At 68.6% G+C, this 20,438-nt stretch carries 17 protein-coding genes; 6 read left to right on the top strand and 11 right to left on the bottom strand.

All coding sequences use genetic code 11. The annotated features are described in order from the left end of the window. Genes J2847_RS22160 through J2847_RS22175 form a run of 4 tightly spaced genes read left to right on the top strand, consistent with a single transcriptional unit; the run spans position 1 to position 3,131 of the window. On the top strand, positions 1-1,104 hold the full coding sequence (locus J2847_RS22160) for a flagellin (RefSeq protein ID WP_209781008.1): 1,104 nt from the start codon (positions 1-3) through the stop codon (positions 1,102-1,104). A gap of 9 nt (positions 1,105-1,113) precedes the next feature. After that, entirely contained in the window at positions 1,114-2,250 is a 1,137-nt protein-coding gene (locus J2847_RS22165; protein ID WP_085558408.1) for a flagellar basal body P-ring protein FlgI, read from the top strand. A gap of 30 nt (positions 2,251-2,280) precedes the next feature. Then, positions 2,281-2,616, top strand: a complete 336-nt coding sequence (locus J2847_RS22170) for a rod-binding protein (RefSeq protein ID WP_209781009.1) — start codon at positions 2,281-2,283, stop codon at positions 2,614-2,616. Next, a complete protein-coding gene (locus J2847_RS22175; protein WP_209781010.1) occupies positions 2,613-3,131 on the top strand; it encodes a flagellar protein FlgN in 519 nt (172 codons plus the stop codon). Before J2847_RS22170 ends, J2847_RS22175 begins: the two co-directional genes overlap by 4 nt. 24 nt (positions 3,132-3,155) lie before the next feature. Here the strand turns inward: J2847_RS22175 and J2847_RS22180 are convergent, their stop codons facing one another. The 9 genes from J2847_RS22180 to urtA (J2847_RS22225) all read right to left on the bottom strand — a co-directional run bounded on the left by J2847_RS22180 (position 3,156) and on the right by urtA (J2847_RS22225) (position 13,157). Then, positions 3,156-3,701 carry a hypothetical protein gene (locus J2847_RS22180; RefSeq protein ID WP_085558411.1) on the bottom strand — a complete coding sequence of 182 codons (546 nt, stop codon included), beginning with the start codon at positions 3,699-3,701 and terminating at the stop codon, positions 3,156-3,158. A 170-nt stretch (positions 3,702-3,871) separates the two neighbouring features. Next, positions 3,872-4,213 (bottom strand): FmdB family zinc ribbon protein, encoded by a 342-nt coding sequence (locus tag J2847_RS22185; protein WP_209781011.1) that lies wholly within the window; start codon positions 4,211-4,213, stop codon positions 3,872-3,874. Between the two features lie 27 nt (positions 4,214-4,240). Next, positions 4,241-5,470, bottom strand: coding sequence for a formamidase (fmdA, locus tag J2847_RS22190; RefSeq protein WP_209781012.1), 1,230 nt, complete (start codon positions 5,468-5,470; stop codon positions 4,241-4,243). 163 nt (positions 5,471-5,633) lie between these two features. Next, the gene (urtA, locus tag J2847_RS34970; protein ID WP_411800644.1) at positions 5,634-8,051 is read right to left on the bottom strand and encodes an urea ABC transporter substrate-binding protein; all 2,418 of its coding nucleotides are present in this window, start codon (positions 8,049-8,051) and stop codon (positions 5,634-5,636) included. A gap of 49 nt (positions 8,052-8,100) precedes the next feature. Continuing rightward, a complete protein-coding gene (urtE, locus tag J2847_RS22205; protein WP_209781013.1) occupies positions 8,101-8,790 on the bottom strand; it encodes an urea ABC transporter ATP-binding subunit UrtE in 690 nt (229 codons plus the stop codon). A gap of 30 nt (positions 8,791-8,820) precedes the next feature. Further along, entirely contained in the window at positions 8,821-9,567 is a 747-nt protein-coding gene (urtD, locus tag J2847_RS22210; RefSeq protein WP_209781014.1) for an urea ABC transporter ATP-binding protein UrtD, read from the bottom strand. A gap of 13 nt (positions 9,568-9,580) precedes the next feature. Continuing rightward, a complete protein-coding gene (gene urtC, locus J2847_RS22215; RefSeq protein ID WP_233474709.1) occupies positions 9,581-10,690 on the bottom strand; it encodes an urea ABC transporter permease subunit UrtC in 1,110 nt (369 codons plus the stop codon). 61 nt (positions 10,691-10,751) lie between these two features. Continuing rightward, positions 10,752-11,678 carry an urea ABC transporter permease subunit UrtB gene (urtB, locus tag J2847_RS22220; protein WP_209781016.1) on the bottom strand — a complete coding sequence of 309 codons (927 nt, stop codon included), beginning with the start codon at positions 11,676-11,678 and terminating at the stop codon, positions 10,752-10,754. Between the two features lie 219 nt (positions 11,679-11,897). Then, a complete protein-coding gene (urtA, locus tag J2847_RS22225) occupies positions 11,898-13,157 on the bottom strand; it encodes an urea ABC transporter substrate-binding protein (RefSeq protein ID WP_209781017.1) in 1,260 nt (419 codons plus the stop codon). A gap of 361 nt (positions 13,158-13,518) precedes the next feature. Between urtA (J2847_RS22225) and J2847_RS22230 the strand changes: the two genes are divergently transcribed. Then, positions 13,519-16,959, top strand: a complete 3,441-nt coding sequence (locus tag J2847_RS22230) for a hybrid sensor histidine kinase/response regulator (protein WP_209781018.1) — start codon at positions 13,519-13,521, stop codon at positions 16,957-16,959. After that, a complete protein-coding gene (locus J2847_RS22235; RefSeq protein ID WP_209781019.1) occupies positions 16,946-17,866 on the top strand; it encodes a response regulator transcription factor in 921 nt (306 codons plus the stop codon). Before J2847_RS22230 ends, J2847_RS22235 begins: the two co-directional genes overlap by 14 nt. Positions 17,867-17,870: 4 nt before the next feature. Here J2847_RS22235 and J2847_RS22240 read toward each other — a convergent pair whose 3' ends face one another. Together J2847_RS22240 and J2847_RS22245 are read right to left on the bottom strand one after the other, a co-directional pair. Next, entirely contained in the window at positions 17,871-19,043 is a 1,173-nt protein-coding gene (locus J2847_RS22240; protein WP_325169460.1) for an MFS transporter, read from the bottom strand. Next, a complete protein-coding gene (locus J2847_RS22245; protein WP_211114815.1) occupies positions 19,040-20,404 on the bottom strand; it encodes a protease in 1,365 nt (454 codons plus the stop codon). Before J2847_RS22245 ends, J2847_RS22240 begins: the two co-directional genes overlap by 4 nt. Between the last annotated feature and the right edge of the window lie 34 nt (positions 20,405-20,438).

The following is a 20,438-nucleotide window of genomic DNA, read 5'->3' on the forward strand; positions in this document are numbered from 1 at the left end:
ATGCTGTACAACACGCTCTCCACGCTGGGCATGTCCCGCCGCCTGCAAACCACGCTGACGCAGTTGCAGATGGACATGGTGCGGGCGAACGAGGAAATCGCCACCGGCGTCCACGCCGACGTCTCCGCGACCATCGGCGCCCGCACCGGCCGCGACATCGCGCTGCGCAACATGTTCGACCGCACCGAGGAGTATCTGAAGACCACCGCGCTGCTCGACGGCCGCATGGGCACGATGGACAGCGCGATGACCAGCATCCTGACCGCCGGAACGGATCTTCTGGCCACCGCCTCCACCGGCCTCGGCCAGCAGGCACCGACCGGCGTGTCGTTGCAGAACAAGGCGAAGGCGACGCTCGACCAGATCGTCGGCATGCTGAACGCGGCGTCGGGCAACGCCTATCTCTTCGCCGGCACGGCGGTCGAGGCACCGCCGATGCGCGCCGTCGACGGCGACAAGTCCGGCCTGCCCTCGCCGATGCAGATCGTCCGCGACGCCATCACGGCGGCGACCGGCGGTTCGGCGATGCCGACAACGGCGGCGCAGACGGCGGCGGTGATCGCCACGCTGGACGACCTGTTCGCGGTGCGCGACCCGGCCACCGCGGCGCCGGCGCCGCTGACCGACACGTACGAGGGCGGATTCTACACCGGCACGACGGCGATGCAGGCGGGCGGCGGGGCCTCCCCGCGCATCACCGGCCGGCCGGCCGACGCCACCAGCGTCCCCTACGGCGTGCAGGCCAACGACCCGATGTTCCGCGACCTGCTGCAAGGCGCCTACATGCTGGCGGCGGTCGACACATCGACAATGGAGCCGGCAGCCTACAAGGACTACATCGAGGAGGCGGTCTCCAAGATGTCGAAGGGCCTCGGCGACCTGCGGCAGGCGACGGCGCTGCTCGGCATCCAGCGCAACCAGATCGCCTCGGTGGCCGAACAGCACCAGACGCAGAAGACCATCCTCAACCTCCAGATCGACAATCTGGAAGGCGTCGATTACGGGGAGGCGAGCACGCGGATCAGCAATCTGGAGGCGCAGATCGACGCGACCGCCAGCGCCACCGCCCGCATCGCCAAGATGCATCTGACCAACTACCTCTAGGCGATCGCGATGACCCGCTTTCCTGCCGCCACCCGGATGGCTGCCGCCGCTCTGCTGGCGCTGGTCGCGCTCAGCGTTCCGCCGGCCATGGGGACGGCGGCGGCGCAGACGCGGGTCAAGGATCTCGTCACCTTCGACGGCGTCCGCCGCAACCAGCTCGTCGGCTACGGCCTGGTGGTCGGGCTGAACGGCACCGGCGACCGGCTGATCAACGCGCCCTTCACCGAACAGAGCCTGAAGGGCATGATGGAGCGGCTCGGCATCAACACCCGCGGCGAGACGCTGCGCACCCGCAACGCGGCGGCGGTGATGGTGACGGCCAGCCTCCAGCCCTTCTCGCGCCAGGGCACCACGGTGGACGTCACGGTGTCGGCGCTGGGCGACGCGACCAGCCTGCTCGGCGGCACGCTGGTGGTGACGCCGCTGCTCGGCGCCGACGGGCAGGCCTACGCGGTGGCGCAGGGGCCGCTGTCGGTCAGCGGCTTCTCGGCCGGCGGCACGGCGGCCACGGTGACCAAGGGCGTGCCGACCGCCGCCCGCATCGCCAACGGCGCCATCGTCGAGCGCGAGCTGAAATACGCGCTGAACGACATCGGCGGCGTGCGGATGGCGCTGCGCAACCCCGACTTCACCACGGCGAACCGCATCGCCGACGCGGTGAACGGCCGGCTCGGCGCCGGCAGCGCGCGGGTGCTCGACCTGACCACGGTGGACGTGCGGATCGCCGGTCCCTACGTCGGCAACGTCTCGCGCCTGATCGGCGAGATCGAGCAGCTCCACGTCCGGCCCGACGCCATCGCCCGCGTCGTGGTCGACGAGCGCAGCGGCACCATCGTCATCGGCGACGACGTGCGGGTCAGCCGGGTCGCCATCACCCAGGGCAACCTGACCGTCCGCGTCGTGGAGACCCCGCAGGTGTCACAACCGCAGCCCTTCAGCAACGGCCAGACCGTCGTCGTGCCACGCACCGACGTGCAGGTGCAGGAGGGCAATGGACGCCAGTTCGTCACGGTCGGCGGCAACGTCAGCCTGCAACAGCTCGTCAACGGACTGAACGCGCTGGGCGTCGGCCCACGCGACATGGTGGCGATCCTTCAGGCGATCAAGGCGGCCGGTGCCCTGCACGCCGACCTGGAAATCATCTGATTGCGGAACGGCGGAAAGGAGAAGGCTTCCATGGATGTCAGCGCGGCGAACCACCACCGGCCCACGGCGGCGGCCCCGGCAACCGTCCCGGCCGCGGCGGACAAGGTCGCCCAGGAATTCGAGGCGATGATCGTCGGCCAGATGATGGAGAGCATGTTTGCCGGGCTGGAGAGCAGCGCCACCTTCGGCGGCGGCGGTCCTTCGGAAAAGCCGTGGCGCAGCTTCATGCTCCAGGAATACGGCAAGGCCATCGCCGAGGCCGGCACGCTCGGCATCGGCGCTATGGTCCGCGAGGAGGTCGCCCGCCTCTACGCCGCCCAACAGGCTCCCCAATCGGCCCAGCAACCGGCGGAGACCGCGTCATGAGCGTGAGTGTCAAGGATCTCATCCACGAGTTCGCCGCCGAGAAGAAACCCGACGACGCGCCCGTCGTCGAAGCCGCCGCCGAGCGTCCCGCTTATGACGGCGCCACCGCGCTGACCGTCAGCGAGTTCCTCGACACGGTCGAGGCGCTCTGCGCCGTGCTGGAGGAGGAATCCGCCTGCATCGCCGCCGGCATGCTCGACCGGCTGGAGGTCTACGCCAACCGCAAGACCGCGATGGCCGAAAAGCTGGACAGCATCGCCTTGCAGGCACGCGCCGACGGAATCCGCCTGCCCGACGCTCTGCGCACCATGACGCTGGAGCGCGTCGAACGGCTGGACAGGGCGGTCAGCGCAAACGCCAGCGGACTTGTCGCCCTGCGCAAGGCGGTGCTGACCATCAACCGCAACCTGCTGGCGGCGCTGGAAAAGGCGGCGAGCGACGGCACCTACGCCCGCAGCGGGCAGGCCATGCGCCCGGTCGAGCTTTCGGCCTCGGGCCTGAACACCACATTGTGAGGGGACTGTGACGGCCGTGCGGCGTCAGGACGGCCGGCTCTTGACGCTCGACAGCTCACCCGCCTCCTCCAGCTTGACGATGCAGGCGACCAGCGCGCGCTGGAAGCCGCGGGAGTCCGACGGCAACGCCACCCCCTGCCCGGTCGGCCAGAACTCGACGAAGGCCTGGTTGGCGTCGGCGCTGCCGTCCGGCCATTCGAAGGCGACGCCCAGCCCGATCTCCACCGTCTTGCGGCGGTGGTCGGTGACGAGGATCTGCGCCTCCCAATGCATCCCGCCGGATCCCTTCTCGGCCCGCTGGTGGCTCCAGGTCCGCAGATAATCGCGGAAGGTTTCCGAATTGCGGTCAAGCCGCATGTAGGTCGAGCAATCGACCACCGCCGGGGCGAAACGGGCCGTGTAGCGCGCCTGCGCCAGTGCACGCGACACCTCGGCGCACAGGCCGTCCATCAGCGTCAGGCTGCGACGCACGGTTTCGGCGATGGCGGTGGCAAGGGCCGCACCCTTCAACGCCGGCTTCGACGCGCGGTCGTTGCGGTACATATCGAAAAGATCGTCCGAATCGCCCATCGCCGTCCCGGTGCCAACGCCCTGCCCCAGGGCCTGTTACCGTCCAATCCAGCAAAAACAAATTAATACCTCGTGAACCGGGCGGAAAAAGGTCGCACCCGAAGCAAATGGGGGACCGGAGCGGAAGCCCCGGCCCCCCATTTCAATTCCCGCAGCGATTCAGTCCGCCATCAGTGGCTGATCATCCAGGGGCGCGCCGTCGGGAACGCCTTGGAGCCGTCGGCGCCCCGCGCCACCGTCCGGCCGGTCTTCGAACCGCCGCCGCAGCCACAGTTGGGACCGTGCTTGTGGCCGATCTCCGACAGCATCTTCGGCCGGTCGGCGCTGCGCTCGTTGGTGCCGTGGGCCGTGCGCGTCGCCGCCGAGACGGTCGAGAAGGCCGGGGCCGTGCGCATCACCCGCGGCGACGCGGCGGCGCAGACCGGGCAGGGCTGCGGCTCCCGGCATTCCGCCATCGGCCGCAGGTCGGTGAAATCGCCGCAGCTCGGGCATTCGTAATCGTACATCGGCATGGCGACGCTCTCCTTCCCCGCTCGGCGTTACTTGTCCTGGGCGATCGGCAGATCGACGTCTCCGGTGACGAACTTCGTCGGCCCGTTGGCGTTCGGCTTGATGTCGAAATCGAAGATCTCGGTCGGCAGGAACAGGGTGGCGCAGGCGTTCGGCACGTCGACCACGCCGCTGATGTGGCCCTGCACCGGCGCCGTGCCGAGAATCGAGTAGGCCTGGGCGCCCGAATAGCCGAACTTCTTCAGGTATTCGATGGCGTTCAGGCAGGCCTGCCGGTAGGCGACATGGACGTCGAGGTAATGCTGCTCGCCAGCCTCGTCGACCGAGATGCCCTCGAAGATCAGGTAGTCGTTGTAGGTCGGGACGATCGGGCTGGGGCGGAAGATCGGGTTCTTGATCCCGTACTTCGCCATGCCGTCCTTGATCAGGTCGACCTTCAGATGCGCCCAGCCGGCCATCTCGATGGCGCCGCAGAAGGTGATCTCGCCGTCGCCCTGGCTGAAGTGAAGGTCGCCCATCGACAGGCCGGCGCCCTTCACATAGACGGGGAAGTAGATCTTGGAGCCGCGCGACAGATCCTTGATGTCGCAGTTGCCGCCATGCTCGCGCGGCGGCACGGTGCGCGCACCCTCGGCGGCGGCCTTGTCGCGGGCGTCGCCCTTCAGCCGGCCCATGTGGGCGGTCGGCGCGTAGGGCGGGTTGGCGAGGCCGGGGACGCGGGTCGGGTTGGTGTCGATCAGCGCCTGCTCGCGGCGGTTCCACTTGGCCAGCAGATCGTGCGACGGCAGGCAGCCGATCAGGCCGGGATGGATCAGGCCGGCGAAGCGCACGCCCGGAATGTGGCGCGACTTGGTGAACATGCCCTCGAAGTCCCAGATCGACTTCTGGGCCAGCGGGAAATGCTCGGTCAGGAAGCCGCCGCCGTTCTGCTTGGAGAAGAAGCCGTTGAAGCCCCACTGCTGCTGCGGGAAGGCGCCGATGTCGAGCAGATCGACCACCAGCAGGTCGCCCGGCTCGGCCCCCTCGACGCCGACCGGCCCGCTGAGGAAATGCACCTGGCTGAGGTCGACGTCGCGGACGTCGGCCGCGCTGTCGTCGTTCATGATCTGGCCGCCGGTCCAGTCGTAGCATTCCAGGATGAAATCGTCGCCCGGCTTCACCGTGACCGCCATCGGGATGTCCGGGTGCCAGCGGTTGTGGATCATGTCGTTTTCATAGGGGGACTTCGACAGATCGACCTTGACGAGGGTATCAGCCATGTTTGGTCTTCCTTGGTTTTGTGGATTGTTGGGCGGTGCTCGGGCAAACCCCACCCTGACCCTCCCTCGGCACGAGCGGGGGAGGGAGGCAGGAGCTTCGTGGAAGCGCGGCGGAGGGCTAGGGCTGGGACTGGGGCGAGGACACGGGGCGCAACGGCTTTCCCTAGGCCGCGATCTCGCGGAAGCCGTCGGGGAAGGGGTTGGGCTCGATCAGGTCCCGGGTCTCGTGGACGACGTCGAACTGGCCGTCGCGGCGCGCCCGGCCGACCCGCGTCCGGGTCCACAGGTGATGGTTCTCGTGGATGCGGGTGCGGCCGGCCGGCGCGTCCGCGAACTCGATGCCGGGGGAGGCGGCGACGACGCGGGCGACGTCGAAGCTTCCGGCCTTCTCCACCGCCAGCTTCCACAGCCAGGGGCCGACATAGGCGTTGGCGGTGACGTCGCCGATGACGCTCTCCGCCCCCCACATCGCCTTGAAAGCGGCAACGAAGGCCCGGTTGGCCGGCAGGTCGAGCCCCTGGAAATACTTGGCGCAGGTGTAGGCCCCGGCGATGTAGTCGCCGCCGATGCCGAGCATCTCGTCCTCGGTGACGCTGTTGGTCAGCAGGGTCTGGGTGCCCAGGTCGATCCCGGCCGCCTTGAGCTGCTTGTAGAAGGCGACGTTGGAGCCGCCGACGACGATCGGGTAGATGACATCGGGCCTGGTCGCCTTGATCTTGTTGACGATCGTCTCGAAGCGGGTGTGGCCGAGCTCGACATACTCCTCGCCGACGACGCGGCAGCCCTTGCGCTCGATGTGGCGCCGCGCGATGGCGTTCGACGCGCGCGGCCAGATGTAGTCGGAACCGACCAGGAAGAAGCTCTTCGCCCCCTTCTCGCGCATCACCCAGTCGAGCCCGGCGAGGATCTGCTGGGTTGCCTCCTGGCCGGTGTAGATGACGTGCTTGGACTGCTCCAGCCCCTCGTAGAAGGTCGGGTAGTAGAGCAGGCCGTTGTGCCGCTCCAGCATCGGCAGCACCGCCTTGCGCGAGGCCGACGTCCAGCAGCCGAAGATCGCCGCCACCTTGTCCTCGGTCAGCAGTTTGCGGGTCTTCTCGGCGAAGGTTGGCCAGTCGCTGGCGCCGTCCTCCTGATTGATGCGGATCTCGCGACCGAGCACGCCGCCCATCTCGTTGATCTGCTGGATCGCCAACATCTCCGCCTGGATCGAGCCGCCCTCGCTGAGCGCCATGGTGCCGGTCGCCGAATGCAGGATGCCGATGGTCACGCTGTCGTCGGTGACGGCGAGGCCGGTCGTGTTGACCGCCGCCGTCGCCGGCCCGCTGACGCTGCGCTTCCGGCCGGCAGAGGCACCCGTCCGCCCGGCGGCGGCCGAGCGGCGGCGCAAGGCCGCTTGCAGGCTGACCTCGGCCAGGAAATTGTTGACCTCCTGGCTGAGCTGGTCGGCGCGCTGCGACACCTGACCGGCGGCGTCGAGCACCTGCCCGGCGGCCGTGCCGGTGTCGGACGCCGCCTCGGTCACGCCGGTGATGCTGCGGGCGACCTCCTCGGTGCCGCGCGCGGCCTGCTGGACGTTGCGGGCGATCTCGGCGGTGGCGGCGCCCTGCTGCTCGACCGCGGCGGCAATGGTCGCGGCGATCTCGTTGATGTCGGCGATGGTGCCGGCGATGCCGCGGATGGCGCTCACCGCCTCGGCCGTCGCCGACTGGATGGCGCCGACCTGGGTGGAGATGTCCTCGGTCGCCTTGGCCGTCTGGTTGGCCAGGGTCTTGACCTCGCTGGCCACGACCGCGAAGCCTTTCCCCGCCTCCCCGGCGCGCGCCGCCTCGATGGTGGCGTTGAGCGCCAGCAGATTGGTCTGGCCGGCGATGCCGTGGATCATCGTCACCACCTGCCCGATGCGGTTGGCGCTCTCGGCCAGCCCCTGGACGACGGCGTCGGTGCGCCTCGTGTCGTCCACCGCCTTGCCGGCGATGCCGGCCGAGGCGGCGACCTGCCGGCCGATCTCCTGGATCGAGACCGACAGCTCCTCGGTCGCCGTCGCCACCGTCTGCACGTTGACCGACGCCTGCCCCGAGGCCGCCGCCATCGCCGCCGACAGCCGGTTGCTGCGGTCGGCGGTGCCGGTCATCATCGTCGCCGTCTCGGTCATCTCGCCGGCCGCCGTGGAGACGGTCTGCACCAGATGCCCGACCTTGTTCTCGAAGGCGCGGGTCAAGGTCTCCAGCCGGACCGCGCGCTCCTCCGTCGCCTTGCGCTCGGCCTCGCGCTCCGCGTCGCCGGCGGCGCGGGCCGTCGCGTCGGCGGCGAGCTGGTCGAGCGCGGCGCGCAGATCGCCGAGATCGTCGCCCGTCCTTGGCCGGCCGGCCAGCGACGCCGCGTCGGCAGCCAGCCGGTCGAGCGGCTCGCCGACCCGGCGCGCCAGCGCGCCGTAGAGCGTGGCGACCGACAGCAGCGCGGTGGCGACGATGCCGGCGAGCGCGGCGACGGTCGAGCCGGTCGTCAGGACGAGGGCGGCCGACAGCGCGGCGAGAGCGGCGACGGCGGCGCCGGAGACGGTGGCGATCTTGGCAGGGTTCATCAGGGTTCCCCGGACTGTGATGACGTTCGGCGGCGCGGCGGCGTGGTTCTCACACCGACAGCAGGCGGGCGACCTTGGCCTCGTCCACCTGGTCGCGCGTGTCCTCGTGAACGATCTCGCCGTTCTCGATGACCAGCACCCGGTCGGCGATGTCGAGCGCGAAGCTCAGAACCTGCTCCGACACGACGATGCTGAGGCCCTTCTCGTCGCGGATGCGGCGGAGCGTGCGGCCCATCTCGCGGATGATCGAGGGCTGGATGCCCTCGGTCGGCTCGTCGAGCAGCAGGACCTTCGGCTTGCTCGCCAGGGCGCGCGCGATGGCGAGCTGCTGCTGCTGGCCGCCCGACAGGTTGCCGCCGCGCCGGCCCTTCATCTCCAGCAGCACCGGAAAGAGTTCATACAAGTCGCCCGGCACGCTGCGCCCGCCATGGACGGTCAGGCCGGTCTCGATGTTCTCCTGCACGGTCATCGCCGGGAAGATCATGCGGCCCTGGGGGACGTAGGCGACGCCTTGCGCCACCCGCTCGTAGCTCTTGAGGGTGGTGATCTCGGTGTCGCCGACGCGGACGGCGCCGGAGCGCGTCGGCACGATCCCCATCAGCGACTTCATGAGCGTGGTCTTGCCCATGCCGTTGCGCCCCATGATGGCGACGATCTCGTTGGGCGCCACGGTGAAGTCCAGCCCGTGCAGGACCTCGCTCTGGCCGTAGGACACGCGCAGTTGGTTGACGGACAGCATCTTCAATCCCCCCGCTCTCGTCGGCGTTGCTCAATGGCCCAGATAGACTTCGACGACCTTCGGGTCGTTCTTCACCCGCTCCATCGAGCCTTCCGACAGGATCTTCCCCTGGTGGAGCACGGTGACGCGGTGGGCGATGTCCTCGACGAACTTCATGTCGTGCTCGATCACCAGCACCGAGCGGTTCTGGATGATCCTGTTGAGAAGCTCGGCGGTCTTCTTGCGCTCGTTGACGCTCATGCCGGCGACCGGCTCGTCGAGCATCAGCAGCTCGGGGTCCTGGATCAGCAGCATGCCGATCTCCAGCCACTGCTTCTGGCCGTGGCTGAGATACTCGGCGCGCTGGTCGAGATGGTCGGACAGGAAGATCATCTCGGCGATCTCGGCAACGCGGTCGCGCACCTCCGCGTCGCGCTTGAAGGCGAGCGCCCCGAACACCGTGCGGCCGCGCGGAAAGGAGATCTCCAGATTCTCGAACACCGTCAGGTCGTCGTAGATCGACGGGTTCTGGAACTTGCGCCCGACCCCGGCCTTGACGATCTGGTGCTCCTTCATCGCGGTCAGTTCCTTGTTGCGGAACTTGATCGAGCCGCCGGACGCCCTGGTCCGCCCGCAGATGAGGTCGAGCACCGTCGTCTTGCCGGCGCCGTTGGGGCCGATGATGACGTGGATCTCGTTGGCGTCGACGTAGAAGGACAGGTCGTTGACCGCCTTGAACCCGTCGAAGGACACCGTGAGCCCTTCGACCGCCAGCAGGTAATCCGTCGGATTGGCCATGGAGTTTCGCTCCTCAGTCGGCGGCGGTGTGGGGCGGGATGATGGTGGCCGCCGGGGCTGCGACGCCGGGCCGGCCGCGCGACAGCGCGCGCTTCAGGTGCGGGGCGAGGTGTTGCTGGTAGAGCCCGGCCAGCCCGTTCGGGAACACCATCACCACGCCGATGAAGAGCGCGCCCATGGCGAACAGCCACAGCTCCGGGAAGCTTTCCGACAGCAGCGTCTTGGCCCAGTTGACCAGCAGCGTGCCGTAGACCGCGCCGAGCAGCGACAGCCGGCCGCCGACCGCGCAATAGATGACCATCTCGATCGACGGCACGATGCCGACGAAGGACGGCGACATGAAGCCGACCTGGAGGGTGAACATGGCGCCACCCACCGCCGACAGCGCGGCGGCGAAGCAGAAGACGAAGATCTTGAAGTTCGCCACGTCGTAGCCGGAGAAGCGGACCCGGTCCTCCTTGTCGCGCAGCGCCACCAGGATGCGGCCCAGCTTGGAGTGGCGGACGTACAGGCAGAGCAGGATGCAGCCGATCAGCAGCGCCGCGTTGACGAAGTAGAGCACCAGCTTCGCCTCGTCGGTGCGGATGTCCCAGCCCTTCAGCGTGCGCAGGTCGGTGATGCCGTTGATGCCGCCGGTGTAGCCCTGCTGGCCGACGATCAGGATGGTGAGGATGGCGGCGAAGGCCTGGGTGATGATGGCGAAATAGACGCCGCCGACCCGCCGCTTGAACATCGCCAGCCCGACGACGAAGGCGAGCAGCGCCGGCACCGCCACCACCGCGACGACCGAGAAGGTCAGGCTGTGGAACGGCTCCCAGAACCAGGGCAGCGCCGTCAGCTGGTTCCAGTCCATGAAGTCGGGGATGCCGGGGGTCGACTGGATCTTGGTCGCCTCCGGGCTCGACGCCTCCAGCTTCAGGAACATTGCCATGCAGTAGCCGCCGAGCCCGAAGAAGATTCCCTGGCCCAGGCTGAGGATGCCGGCGCTGCCCCAGCACAGCACCAGCCCGAGCGCCACGAAGGCGTAGGTCAGGTACTTGCCGACCATGTTCAGCCGGAAGGTGTCGAGGCCGAGCGGCAGCACGACGACGATGAACAGGGCGAGCAGCAGGACCCCGGTCATTTCCCCGGTTACGCGGAACGGGGATCCGCTCTGGATGGCTGTCTTCTTCATGGTTTGCCCCTCACCGGCGGACTTTGAGGACGAACAGGCCCTGCGGGCGCAGCATCAGGATGGCGACGACGGTCAGCAGGGTCAGGACCTTGGCGGTCGAGCCGCTGAGGAAGAACTCCATCGTCGACTGCGCCTGCGAGATGGTGAAGGCCGAGGCGATGGTTCCGATCAGGCTCTGGGCACCGCCGAACACGACGACCAGGAAGGTGTCGACGATGTAGAGCTGGCCGGACGTCGGGCCGGTCGAGCCGACCATGGTGAAGGCGCTGCCCGCCACCCCGGCGATGCCGCAGCCGAGCCCGAAGGTGTAGCGGTCGACCTTCTCGGTGTTGATGCCGACGGCGCCGGCCATCGTGCGGTTCTGCATCACCGCGCGCACGCCCTGGCCCCAGCGCGAGCGGAACATGACGACGTAGATCACCACCGTGATGGCGATGGTCAGCGCCATGACGAACAGGCCGTTGATCGGCACCTCGATGCTGTCGGTGACGGCGACCGAACCCATCAGCCAGTCGGGCAGGACGACGCCGACCTCGCGCGCGCCGAAGACCGAGCGGAAGATCTGCTGGAGGATCAGACTGAGCCCCCAGGTCGCCAGCAGCGTGTCGAGCGGCCGCTTGTAGAGGAAGCGGATCATGCCCCACTCCACCAGCATGCCGAGCAGCCCGCTGGCGACGAAGGCGAGGGCCATCGCGACGAAGAAGTAGAAGGGGAACAGGGCCGGCGCATGCTGCGACACAAGCGTCGAGCACAGGTAGGTCACGTAGGCGCCGAGGATCATGAATTCCCCGTGCGCCATGTTGATGACGCCCATCTGCCCGAAGATGATGGCGAGGCCCAGCGCCATCAGCACGAAGACGGAGAACAGAATGAGCCCGGCGAATCCCTGCATCGCAAAGATGGAGCCGAGTTCGGCCAGGCTGTAGCCCTCGAACATGATGGGAACTCCTGTGCAGTGTTCCTGCGGCGTGCGTGGCGCACGCACCTCCGGACGCCCTGTGGCTCCACGCGGAAGCGGCCGCCTCCAGGCTCCCCCGTCATGACCGGGCTCGTCCCGGTCATCCACGGGCGTACTTGAGGTTTGCGCGTGGATGCCCGTGCCAAGCACGGGCATGACGTGTCGGAGATCGTAAGGCCGCCGTTTCCGCAGGCGCCCTTACTGGTAGCCCTTGGGGAAGGGATCCGGCTCGATCAGGTCGGCGGTCTCGTAGACCATGTCGAACTGGCCGTCCATGCGGGCGCGGCCGACACGGGTCTTGCTCCACAGATGATGGTTGGCGTGGATGCGGACGTAGCCCTCCGGCGCGCCGGTGAACTCGATGCCGTCCGAGGCCGCGGCGATCTTGTCGACGTCGAAGCTCTGCGCCTTCTCCGCCGTCAGCTTCCACAGCCACGGCCCCAGGTAGCCCGCCTGGGTCACGTCGCCGATGACGCTCTCGCCGCCCCACATCTTCTTGAAGGCGGCGACGAACTTCTCGTTGTTGGGATTCTTCAGCGACTGGAAATACTTCATGCAGGCGTAGGCGCCGGCGATGTTCTCGCCGCCGATGCCGAGCATCTCGTCCTCGGTGACCGAGATGGTCATCAGGGTCTGCTTCTCCAGGTTGATGCCCGCCGCCTTGAGCTGCTTGTAGAAGGCGACGTTCGAGCCGCCCACCACCGAGGCGTAGATGACGTCCGGCTTGGTCAGCTTGATCTTGTTGATGACCGAATTGAACTGGGTGTGGCCGAGCGGAAAATACTCCTCGCCGACGACCTTCTGGCCGTTCTTCTCGATGTGCTTGCGGGCGATCTTGTTCGAGGTGCGCGGCCAGATGTAGTCGGAGCCGATGAGGAAGAAGCTCTTGGCGCCCTTCTCCTTCGACACCCAGTCGAGCCCGGCGAGGATCTGCTGGGTCGCCTCCTGGCCTGTGTAGATGACGTTCTTCGACTGCTCCAGACCCTCGTAGAAGGTCGGGTAGTAGAGCATGCCGTTGTACTGCTCGAACACCGGCAGCACCGCCTTGCGCGAGGCGGACGTCCAGCAGCCGAACACGGCGGCGACCTTGTCCTCGACCAGCAGCTTGCGGGCCTTCTCGGCGAAGGTCGGCCAGTCGCTGGCGCCGTCCTCCTGGATGACCTCGATCTTGCGGCCGAGCACGCCGCCCATCTCGTTGATCTGCGCGATCGCCAGCTTCTCCGCCTGCACCGAGCCGGTCTCGGAGATCGCCATGGTGCCGGTGGTGGAGTGCAGGATGCCGACCTTCACCGTGCTGTCGGTGACCGCCAGCTTGGTGGTGTTGACCGCGTCGGTCGCCAGCGCCTGGGCGGCGGCGTTGCGCGTCAGAAGGCCGACGGCGGGCAGCGCCGCCATGCCGAGGAGGAGTTTGCGCCGGAACGGCGAACGCAGGCCGCCATTGGTCTTATCCGAGGACATGGAACCTCCTGATGTGGGCGATTTGTCTTTTTGAAAGGCGGGGGATCGGCGGAAGCGGCGCCGTATCAACGGGGCCGATGGTCGGGCCAGTGGTGCATCGCAGCAATACGTGGATTTGCGTATAGGGGTACGTACCCGCAAATCGTTATAGGATGGTCCAAATCACCGCTGCCACCAATCCGTGAACCACCAAGAGGCGAGCGGAGACGGCCGGTCATCGCGTGATGAGCATCGGCCTTTTTACTCGATCTTTTTTTGTGGATTTTCGCCCGTCACCGCCGCTGTACAGAAAGACGTCCGCCTGACATCCTCAAGAGAGACCCGCTTACAGTTTGTTGATCGAACAAACCGAAGAGATGCCATGGCGAACCAGCAACGGGTGGTCGCGGTCCGCAGAACCTACAACCGCTGGGTCGCCAACCAGACGCTCGAAGACTATGCCCTGCGCTTCACCGCGCGGAAGGCGCGGCGCTGGTCGCCGTTGCGGGTCGCCAACACGGCGCTGGGCTCGATCTCCTTCCTGGCGCTGGAGGCCATCGGCGGGGCGATCACGCTGAATTACGGCTTCACCAACGCCACCCTGGCCATCCTCGCCACCGCCCTCCTGATCTTCACCACCGCCCTGCCGATCAGCGTCTACGCCAGCCGCTACGGGGTGGACATGGATTTGCTGACGCGCGGCGCCGGCTTCGGCTACATCGGCTCGACCATCACCTCGCTGATCTACGCCTCCTTCACCTTCATCTTCTTCGCCATCGAGGCGGCGATCATGGCGACCGCGCTGGAGATGGTGTTCGGCCTGCCGCTCGCCGCCGGCTACGTCGTCAGCTCGCTGGTCGTCATCCCGCTGGTCGCCTTCGGCTTCACGGTCATCAGCCGCATCCAGCTGTGGACCCAGCCGGTCTGGCTGGCGCTGCACGCCCTGCCCTTCCTGTTCATCGCCGTCCAGGACCGCGCATCCCTCACCCAATGGGCCGATTTCACCGGCATCCAGAGCGGCGGTGCCGGCGGCGCCTTCGACGTGGCGCTGTTCGGCGCCGCCGCCTCGGTGGTCTTCTCGCTGACCGCGCAGATCGGCGAGCAGGTCGATTTCATCCGCTTCCTGCCGCAGACGCCGAAGGAGGGCGGCTGGCGCGGCCGGTTCGGCTGGTGGGCGGCGCTGCTGGCCGCCGGGCCAGGCTGGATCGTCATCGGCGCGTTGAAGATGCTGCTGGGATCCTTCCTGGCGGTGCTGGCGCTGAACCACGCGGTCCCGCTGGAGCAGGCGGCCGAGCCGACCCGCATGTATCTTGCCGCCTTCCAGTACGTGACGCCGTCGCCGCAGCTCGCCCTCGGGCTGACCGGGCTGTTCGTCGTACTGTCGCAGATCAAGATCAACGTCACCAACACCTACGCCGGCTCGATCGCCTGGTCGAACTTCTTCTCCCGGCTGACCCACAGCCATCCGGGCCGGGTGGTCTGGGTGGTGTTCAACGTGGTCATCGGGCTGATGCTGATGGAACTCGGCGTCTACAAGACGCTGGAGCCGGTGCTCGGCCTCTATTCCAGCTTCGCGGCGGCCTGGATCGGCGCGCTGGTCGCCGACCTCGTGGTCAACAAGCCGCTCAAGCTCAGCCCGCCGCAGGTCGAGTTCAAGCGCGCCCATCTCTACGACATCAACCCGGTCGGGGTCGGCGCCATGGGGCTGGCGGCCGTCGCCTCGGTGCCGGCCTTCCTCGGGCTGTTCGGGCCGACCCTGAAGGGCTACGCACCCTTCCTCGCCTTCGCCACGGCCTTCGCCGCCGCCCCGCTGATCGCCTGGGCCACGCGCGGCGAGTACTACATCGCGCGCCGCCCGTTCGAGGGCTGGAACCGCGAGGAGGCGATCCGCTGCCGCATCTGCGAGCACGCCTTCGAACCGGAGGACATGGCCTTCTGCCCGGTCTATGCCGGGGCGATCTGCTCGCTCTGCTGCTCGCTCGACGCCCGCTGCGGCGACGGCTGCAAGAGCGAGGCGCGGCTCGGCGTGCAGCTCCGCCGCTTCCTCGACGCGCTGCTGCCGGTCCGCGCGGCGAGCGCCCTGAAGGCACGGTTCGGCCATTATCTCGGCGTTCTGCTGCTGCTCGCCATCGCCATCGGCGCGGTGCTGGCGCTGGTCTATTTCGAGGTCGCGGCGGTCAACGAGGACTCCCGCGCCGTCATCCGCAGCACGCTGTGGAAGGTCTTCTTCATCCTGATGATCGTCGCCGGGGTCGCCACTTGGCTGTTCGTGCTGGCGCGCGAGAGCCGCCGCGTGGCGCAGGAGGAATCCCACAAGCAGACCGCCCTGCTGATGCAGGAGATCGCCGCCCACGAGCAGACCGATGCCCAGCTCCAGAAGGCCAAGGAGGCGGCGGAGACCGCCAACCTCGCCAAGAGCCGCTACCTGGTCGGCATCGGCCACGAGTTCCGCACGCCGCTGAGCGCCATCTTCGGCTACGCCCAGATGCTGGAGCGCGACCCCGCCATCCCGCCGCACCGGGCCGACGCGGTGAAGGTGATCCGCCGCAGCGCCGAGCATCTGTCGGGCCTGCTCGACGGGCTGATCGACGTGTCGAAGATCGAGGGCGGGCGCCTCCAGCTCAACCGAGGCGAGGTGCGCTTCGTCGAGCTGCTCGATCAGTTCGTCAGCATGTTCCGCCTCCAGGCCGAGGCCAAGGGCATCGAATTCCGCTTCGAACCGGTCGAGGAGCTGCCGCCGGTCGTCGTCACCGACGAGGGGCGCATCCGCCAGATCGTCATCAACCTGCTGTCGAACGCCATCAAGTTCACCGAATCCGGCGTGGTGACGCTGCGCGTGCGCCACCGCAGCCAGATCGCCGAGTTCGAGGTCGAGGACACCGGCCCCGGCATCGCGCCGGAGGATCTGGAGCGCATCTTCGAACCCTTCGAGCGCGGGGCGGCGGCGAACCAGATGGTGCCCGGCATGGGGCTCGGCCTGACCATCACCAAGCTGCTGACCGAAGTGATGGGCGGCGAGATCACCGTGACCAGCGAGGTCGGCCGGGGCAGCCGCTTCAAGGTGCGGCTGATGATGTCGGCGGCGATGCTGTCGGCGGCCCCCGCCCAGCCGGAGCATCTGATCCGCGGCTACAGCGGGCGGCGGCTGACCGTGCTGGTCACCGACGACGACATGGCCCACCGCAACCTGATCGGCGAGATCCTCGGCGAGCTGGACTTCACCGTCGTCAAGGCGGCGGACGGACCGAGCTGCCTGACGCTGGCCGAGCAGCACCGGCCGGACATCATCCTGCTCGACATCTCCATGCCCGGCCTGAACGGCTGGGAGGTCGCTCGGCTGCTGCGGCGGACCGGCCACGAAGCCGCCACCATCGTCATGGTCTCCGCCGACACCCGCGAGGACCGCGCCGCCCTGTCTCCCGCCGCCTTGCCGCCGGAAGCGCCGCACGACGGCTTCGTGGCCAAGCCGGTGTCGATCCCGAAGCTGCTGGCCTGCCTGGGCAAGCTGCGCCCGATCGCCTGGGAGTACGAGCAGCCGGCACCGCCCGGCGATGCCACGGCCGCCCGGCCCGGCTTCGCTGAGTCCGACCTGCCGCCGCAGCACCACATCGCCGAGCTTCTGCATCTCGGCCGCATCGGCTACGTGCGCGGCATGCAGGCGAAGCTGGCGGAGATCGCGGCGGCGCACCCCGACCTCGGCGCCTTCGTCGGGCGGATGCGGACGCTGGTCGCCAACTACGACCTGAACCAATACATGGCCACGCTGGAGGCGGTGCACCGTGATGACAGCCCTGACGAAGCCCCCGGACATGAAACCACGTGACGTCGTCCTCGTCGTCGACGATTCGCCCGAGGCGCTGAGCTTCCTGACCGACTCGCTGGAAGAGGCCGGGGTGACGGTGCTGGTGGCGCTCGACGGCCGCCGGGCGCTGACGCTGCTGGAACAGGTGACCCCCGACGTCATCCTGATGGACGCGATCATGCCCGGCCTGGACGGCTTCGAGACCTGCCGGCGGCTGAAACGCAACAGCGCGGTCGCCCATGTCCCGGTCATCTTCATGACCGGCCTGACCGAGACCGAGCACATCCTGAAGGGCTTCTCGGCCGGCGGCGTCGATTACGTCACCAAGCCGATCGTCGCCGAGGCGCTGATCGCCCGCATGTACGCCCATCTCGCCAACGCCCGCGTCGCCCAGAGCACGCGCGCCGCGCTCGACGTCACCGGCCGCTATCTGCTGGCCGCCAACCACCGGGGGGAGGTGCTGTGGTGCACGCCGCAGACCAGCCGTATGCTGGAAGCCGCCTTCGGTCACGATTCCCAGCCGGGCTTCACCCTGCCGGAAGAGGCGCGGGTCTGGCTGGAGGAACGGCGGCGCAACGGACCGGGCCGCAAGCCCGACACGGTGGTGATCACCGCCGAGGCGACCGGCCTGCGGCTGCGCATCAGCCCGGTCGGCCAGACCGGCCCCGACGAGCTGCTGCTGCAACTGACCGACGAGACCGGCGCCGGCGAGGACGCGCGGCTGAAGCAGAAGCTGGCCCTGACCGCCCGCGAGGCCGAGGTGCTGATGTGGGTCGCCAACGGCAAGCCCAACCGCGACATCGCCGAGATCCTCGGCCTCAGCCCGCGCACGGTCGACAAGCATCTGGAGCAGATCTACGCCAAGCTCGGCGTCGAGAACCGCGCCGCGGCGGCGGCGATGGCGGTGCGGACCCTGAACGCGCGGTGAGGCTTCACGCCGTCCGCCGCCCCGCCATCACCGAGGCGACGAAGACGAAGCACACCGCCGCGGCGAAGAAAGCCAGCCCATGCGGAACCAGATCCATGGCGAGCCCCGCCAGGACCGGCCCGAGCAGCGCGCCCACCCCCCACATCAGCCCCATGACGGCGTAGATGCCGACCAGCTCAGACCCCTGGAAACGGCTGCCGACCACAGCCAGCATGATGGTGTAGATGCCGACGAAGGCGCCGCCCCAGACGAACAGCAGGGCGTAGGTGGCGGCCTCGCTGGCCAGGGCGAAAGGCCAGAGCAGGGCCCCGAGGGTGGCGCCGGCCGCCAGCAGGACGACCAGCTTCATGCGGTCCATCTTGTCGCCCAGCCAGCCGATCGGCAGTTGCAGCAGGATGGCGCCGACCATCATGCACGTCATCAGCCGGGTGGCGCCGCTCTCCGGCCAGCCGAGCTGCGTGGCGTAGATCGCCAGGAAGGACAGGCCGGCGGTCTCGATCGCCGCGTTCAGCATGATCGCCCCCATCGCCACCGGCGCCAGCCGGATGAAGTGGAGCGGGCTTTCCCGGGACGGCCGGTCGAAGGCAGGCGCCCGCACCTTCGGCGAGGCGACGAGCAGGGCCGCCAGCAGGGCGACGCCGGCGCCGGCGAGATAGGCCGCCGCCCCGCCCGCGCCGATGACCGACAGCATCAGCGGCCCCAGCGCGAAGCCGACCGACAGGGCGGCGGTGTAGACCGCCATGGCGCGGGCGCGCGTCGCCTCCGTGCTCAGGCTGTTGGTCCAGGTCTCCGACAGCACGAACAGCGCCTCCGATGCCGCCCCCAGCAGGATGCGCAGCGGGAACCACAGCCAGATCGGGGTGGCCGGGAAGGCGGCCAGCACCAGCGCCGCCAGGACCAGCGCGCCGACGACCAGGCGGCGGATGCCCAGCGCCGCGACGATTCGCGGCAGCAGCACCGCCATGGCCAGCACGCCCAGCGCGTGCATCGCGGCGTTGGCGCCGATGAAGGTCTCGCTCAGGTTCCGGGCCGCGAGATCGAGGGCGATCAATCCGGCGCTCAGGCTGTAGGTCAGGCCGAACATCATCGCGATGGCGATGACGGCGGCGCGCGACAGCAGGGCGGCCCCGCCTCCTCCGGCGCCGGGGTTTTCGGAAAGGGTGTCGGTTCCGGTCACGATGCCACAGCTCCCACGCTGGTGTCGGCGGCGCGCAGCCGCGCCAGGAAGTCTCGGAAGCGTCCAGCCCAGGAGAGGTCGCGCCGCTCCACGATGCGGGCCAGGGTCCGCGCGTAATCGAGCACGAGGCCGGGCGTCCAGGTCATCGACGACGCCCGGCTGCGGATCAGCGCCGCCACCCACAGATCCGGGTCCGCCAGCAGGCGGGCCAGACGCAGCCAGGGGGCGCGGTCGGCGAGCACCCCCTCCAGCGCGGCGTCGAGCGCGGCGGCCACGACCACCGAACAGTTGCGGTTGGTCAGGTTGTAGCGGTTGTCCTGGCGGTAGCCGGCCCAGAACACGCGCAGGCGGCGAGGACTGAATCGACGGAACTCGACGCTGGCGTCGGCCTCGCACCAGGAGGCGACCTCCTCGGCGTAGGAAGCGAGGAAGCGGCCCTCGACGTCGTTCTCCGGCTTGGAGCTCAGCGTCTTGAGCAGGCTCTGGCCAGTGTGGTCGATCTCGACGGCCGGGTAATGGCTGATGTAGAGGTCGGGCGCCATCTCCAGCGCGCTGTGCCCGGTGGAGATGATCCCGTTCCGGTCGACCGCCGCGATGTAGCGGTCGATCAGCGGACGACGCGCCCGCTCGCCGATCGACCCGGCCGGGGTCCAGACGCGGACCACCAGCGGGGGCTCCTCGTCCAGACGGGGCGGGTCGGCGCCGATCAGGATCGGCGCGTTGTCGTACCAGCCCCGGCCGGAAAAGACCGGCAGCATGAGGATGGCGGCCTCGTCCTCCAGGTCCCGCAGCATCACGCCCAGCCGCAGCAGGAGCCAGCCGGACAACCCGATGAACAGCCCGACACACAGCGGGATGTTGCGGTCCTGGGGAAGCGGCCAACCCATGAGGATCATCAGCGCCAGGACCAGCTCGACCACGCCGCAGGCGACGATCGGGCGCCAGCCGGGATAGCGGTAGAGCAGCGTCGAGACCACGCGCGCCGCCCCGTCCAGGGCCAGCGCCACGGCGAACAGCAGGGCGAGCGCCCAGCCGCTCTGGAACGGGGTGAGGAGGATCAGGCCGCCGGCGATGGTGGAGGCGGCGGCCTTCGCCGCGCCGAGACGGCGCTCGACACGCTCCGTCGCGAAGACGCCGGCGAGCAGCGCGAGAAGGCCGTTGGCGACGAACACCAGGCCCAGCGCCGCGTAGGTCATCCATTCGACCCAATCCCACGCGCTGCCCGCCCAGGCGCTGGCGGCGAGGAGCAGGGCCAACCCCATCAGCGCGGCACCGGCAAGGGCGAGGACGGACCATTGCGACCGGAAGGCTCCGGGGCCGATCAGCAGAAAGGCCAATTTCAGCACGCCACCACCCTGCATTGCCGGCCAGGGCTCCATTTTAGCCACCGCCGGC

The organism is Azospirillum agricola (assembly GCF_017876095.1).
GTDB classification, from domain to species: domain Bacteria; phylum Pseudomonadota; class Alphaproteobacteria; order Azospirillales; family Azospirillaceae; genus Azospirillum; species Azospirillum agricola.

What these genes read in the sequence shown, in the direction of transcription:
- urtA (WP_209781017.1), bottom strand. Translation starts at nt 13,157, where the DNA reads ATGTCCTCGGATAAGACCAATGGCGGCCTGCGTTCGCCGTTCCGGCGC.
- urtA (WP_411800644.1), bottom strand. Translation starts at nt 8,051, where the DNA reads ATGAACCCTGCCAAGATCGCCACCGTCTCCGGCGCCGCCGTCGCCGCT.
- J2847_RS22160 (WP_209781008.1), top strand. Translation starts at nt 1, where the DNA reads ATGCTGTACAACACGCTCTCCACGCTGGGCATGTCCCGCCGCCTGCAA.
- J2847_RS22175 (WP_209781010.1), top strand. Translation starts at nt 2,613, where the DNA reads ATGAGCGTGAGTGTCAAGGATCTCATCCACGAGTTCGCCGCCGAGAAG.
- urtB (WP_209781016.1), bottom strand. Translation starts at nt 11,678, where the DNA reads ATGTTCGAGGGCTACAGCCTGGCCGAACTCGGCTCCATCTTTGCGATG.
- urtD (WP_209781014.1), bottom strand. Translation starts at nt 9,567, where the DNA reads ATGGCCAATCCGACGGATTACCTGCTGGCGGTCGAAGGGCTCACGGTG.
- J2847_RS22180 (WP_085558411.1), bottom strand. Translation starts at nt 3,701, where the DNA reads ATGGGCGATTCGGACGATCTTTTCGATATGTACCGCAACGACCGCGCG.
- J2847_RS22235 (WP_209781019.1), top strand. Translation starts at nt 16,946, where the DNA reads ATGAAACCACGTGACGTCGTCCTCGTCGTCGACGATTCGCCCGAGGCG.
- fmdA (WP_209781012.1), bottom strand. Translation starts at nt 5,470, where the DNA reads ATGGCTGATACCCTCGTCAAGGTCGATCTGTCGAAGTCCCCCTATGAA.
- J2847_RS22230 (WP_209781018.1), top strand. Translation starts at nt 13,519, where the DNA reads ATGGCGAACCAGCAACGGGTGGTCGCGGTCCGCAGAACCTACAACCGC.
- J2847_RS22165 (WP_085558408.1), top strand. Translation starts at nt 1,114, where the DNA reads ATGACCCGCTTTCCTGCCGCCACCCGGATGGCTGCCGCCGCTCTGCTG.
- urtC (WP_233474709.1), bottom strand. Translation starts at nt 10,690, where the DNA reads ATGACCGGGGTCCTGCTGCTCGCCCTGTTCATCGTCGTCGTGCTGCCG.
- J2847_RS22185 (WP_209781011.1), bottom strand. Translation starts at nt 4,213, where the DNA reads ATGCCGATGTACGATTACGAATGCCCGAGCTGCGGCGATTTCACCGAC.
- J2847_RS22170 (WP_209781009.1), top strand. Translation starts at nt 2,281, where the DNA reads ATGGATGTCAGCGCGGCGAACCACCACCGGCCCACGGCGGCGGCCCCG.
- urtE (WP_209781013.1), bottom strand. Translation starts at nt 8,790, where the DNA reads ATGCTGTCCGTCAACCAACTGCGCGTGTCCTACGGCCAGAGCGAGGTC.
- J2847_RS22245 (WP_211114815.1), bottom strand. Translation starts at nt 20,404, where the DNA reads ATGCAGGGTGGTGGCGTGCTGAAATTGGCCTTTCTGCTGATCGGCCCC.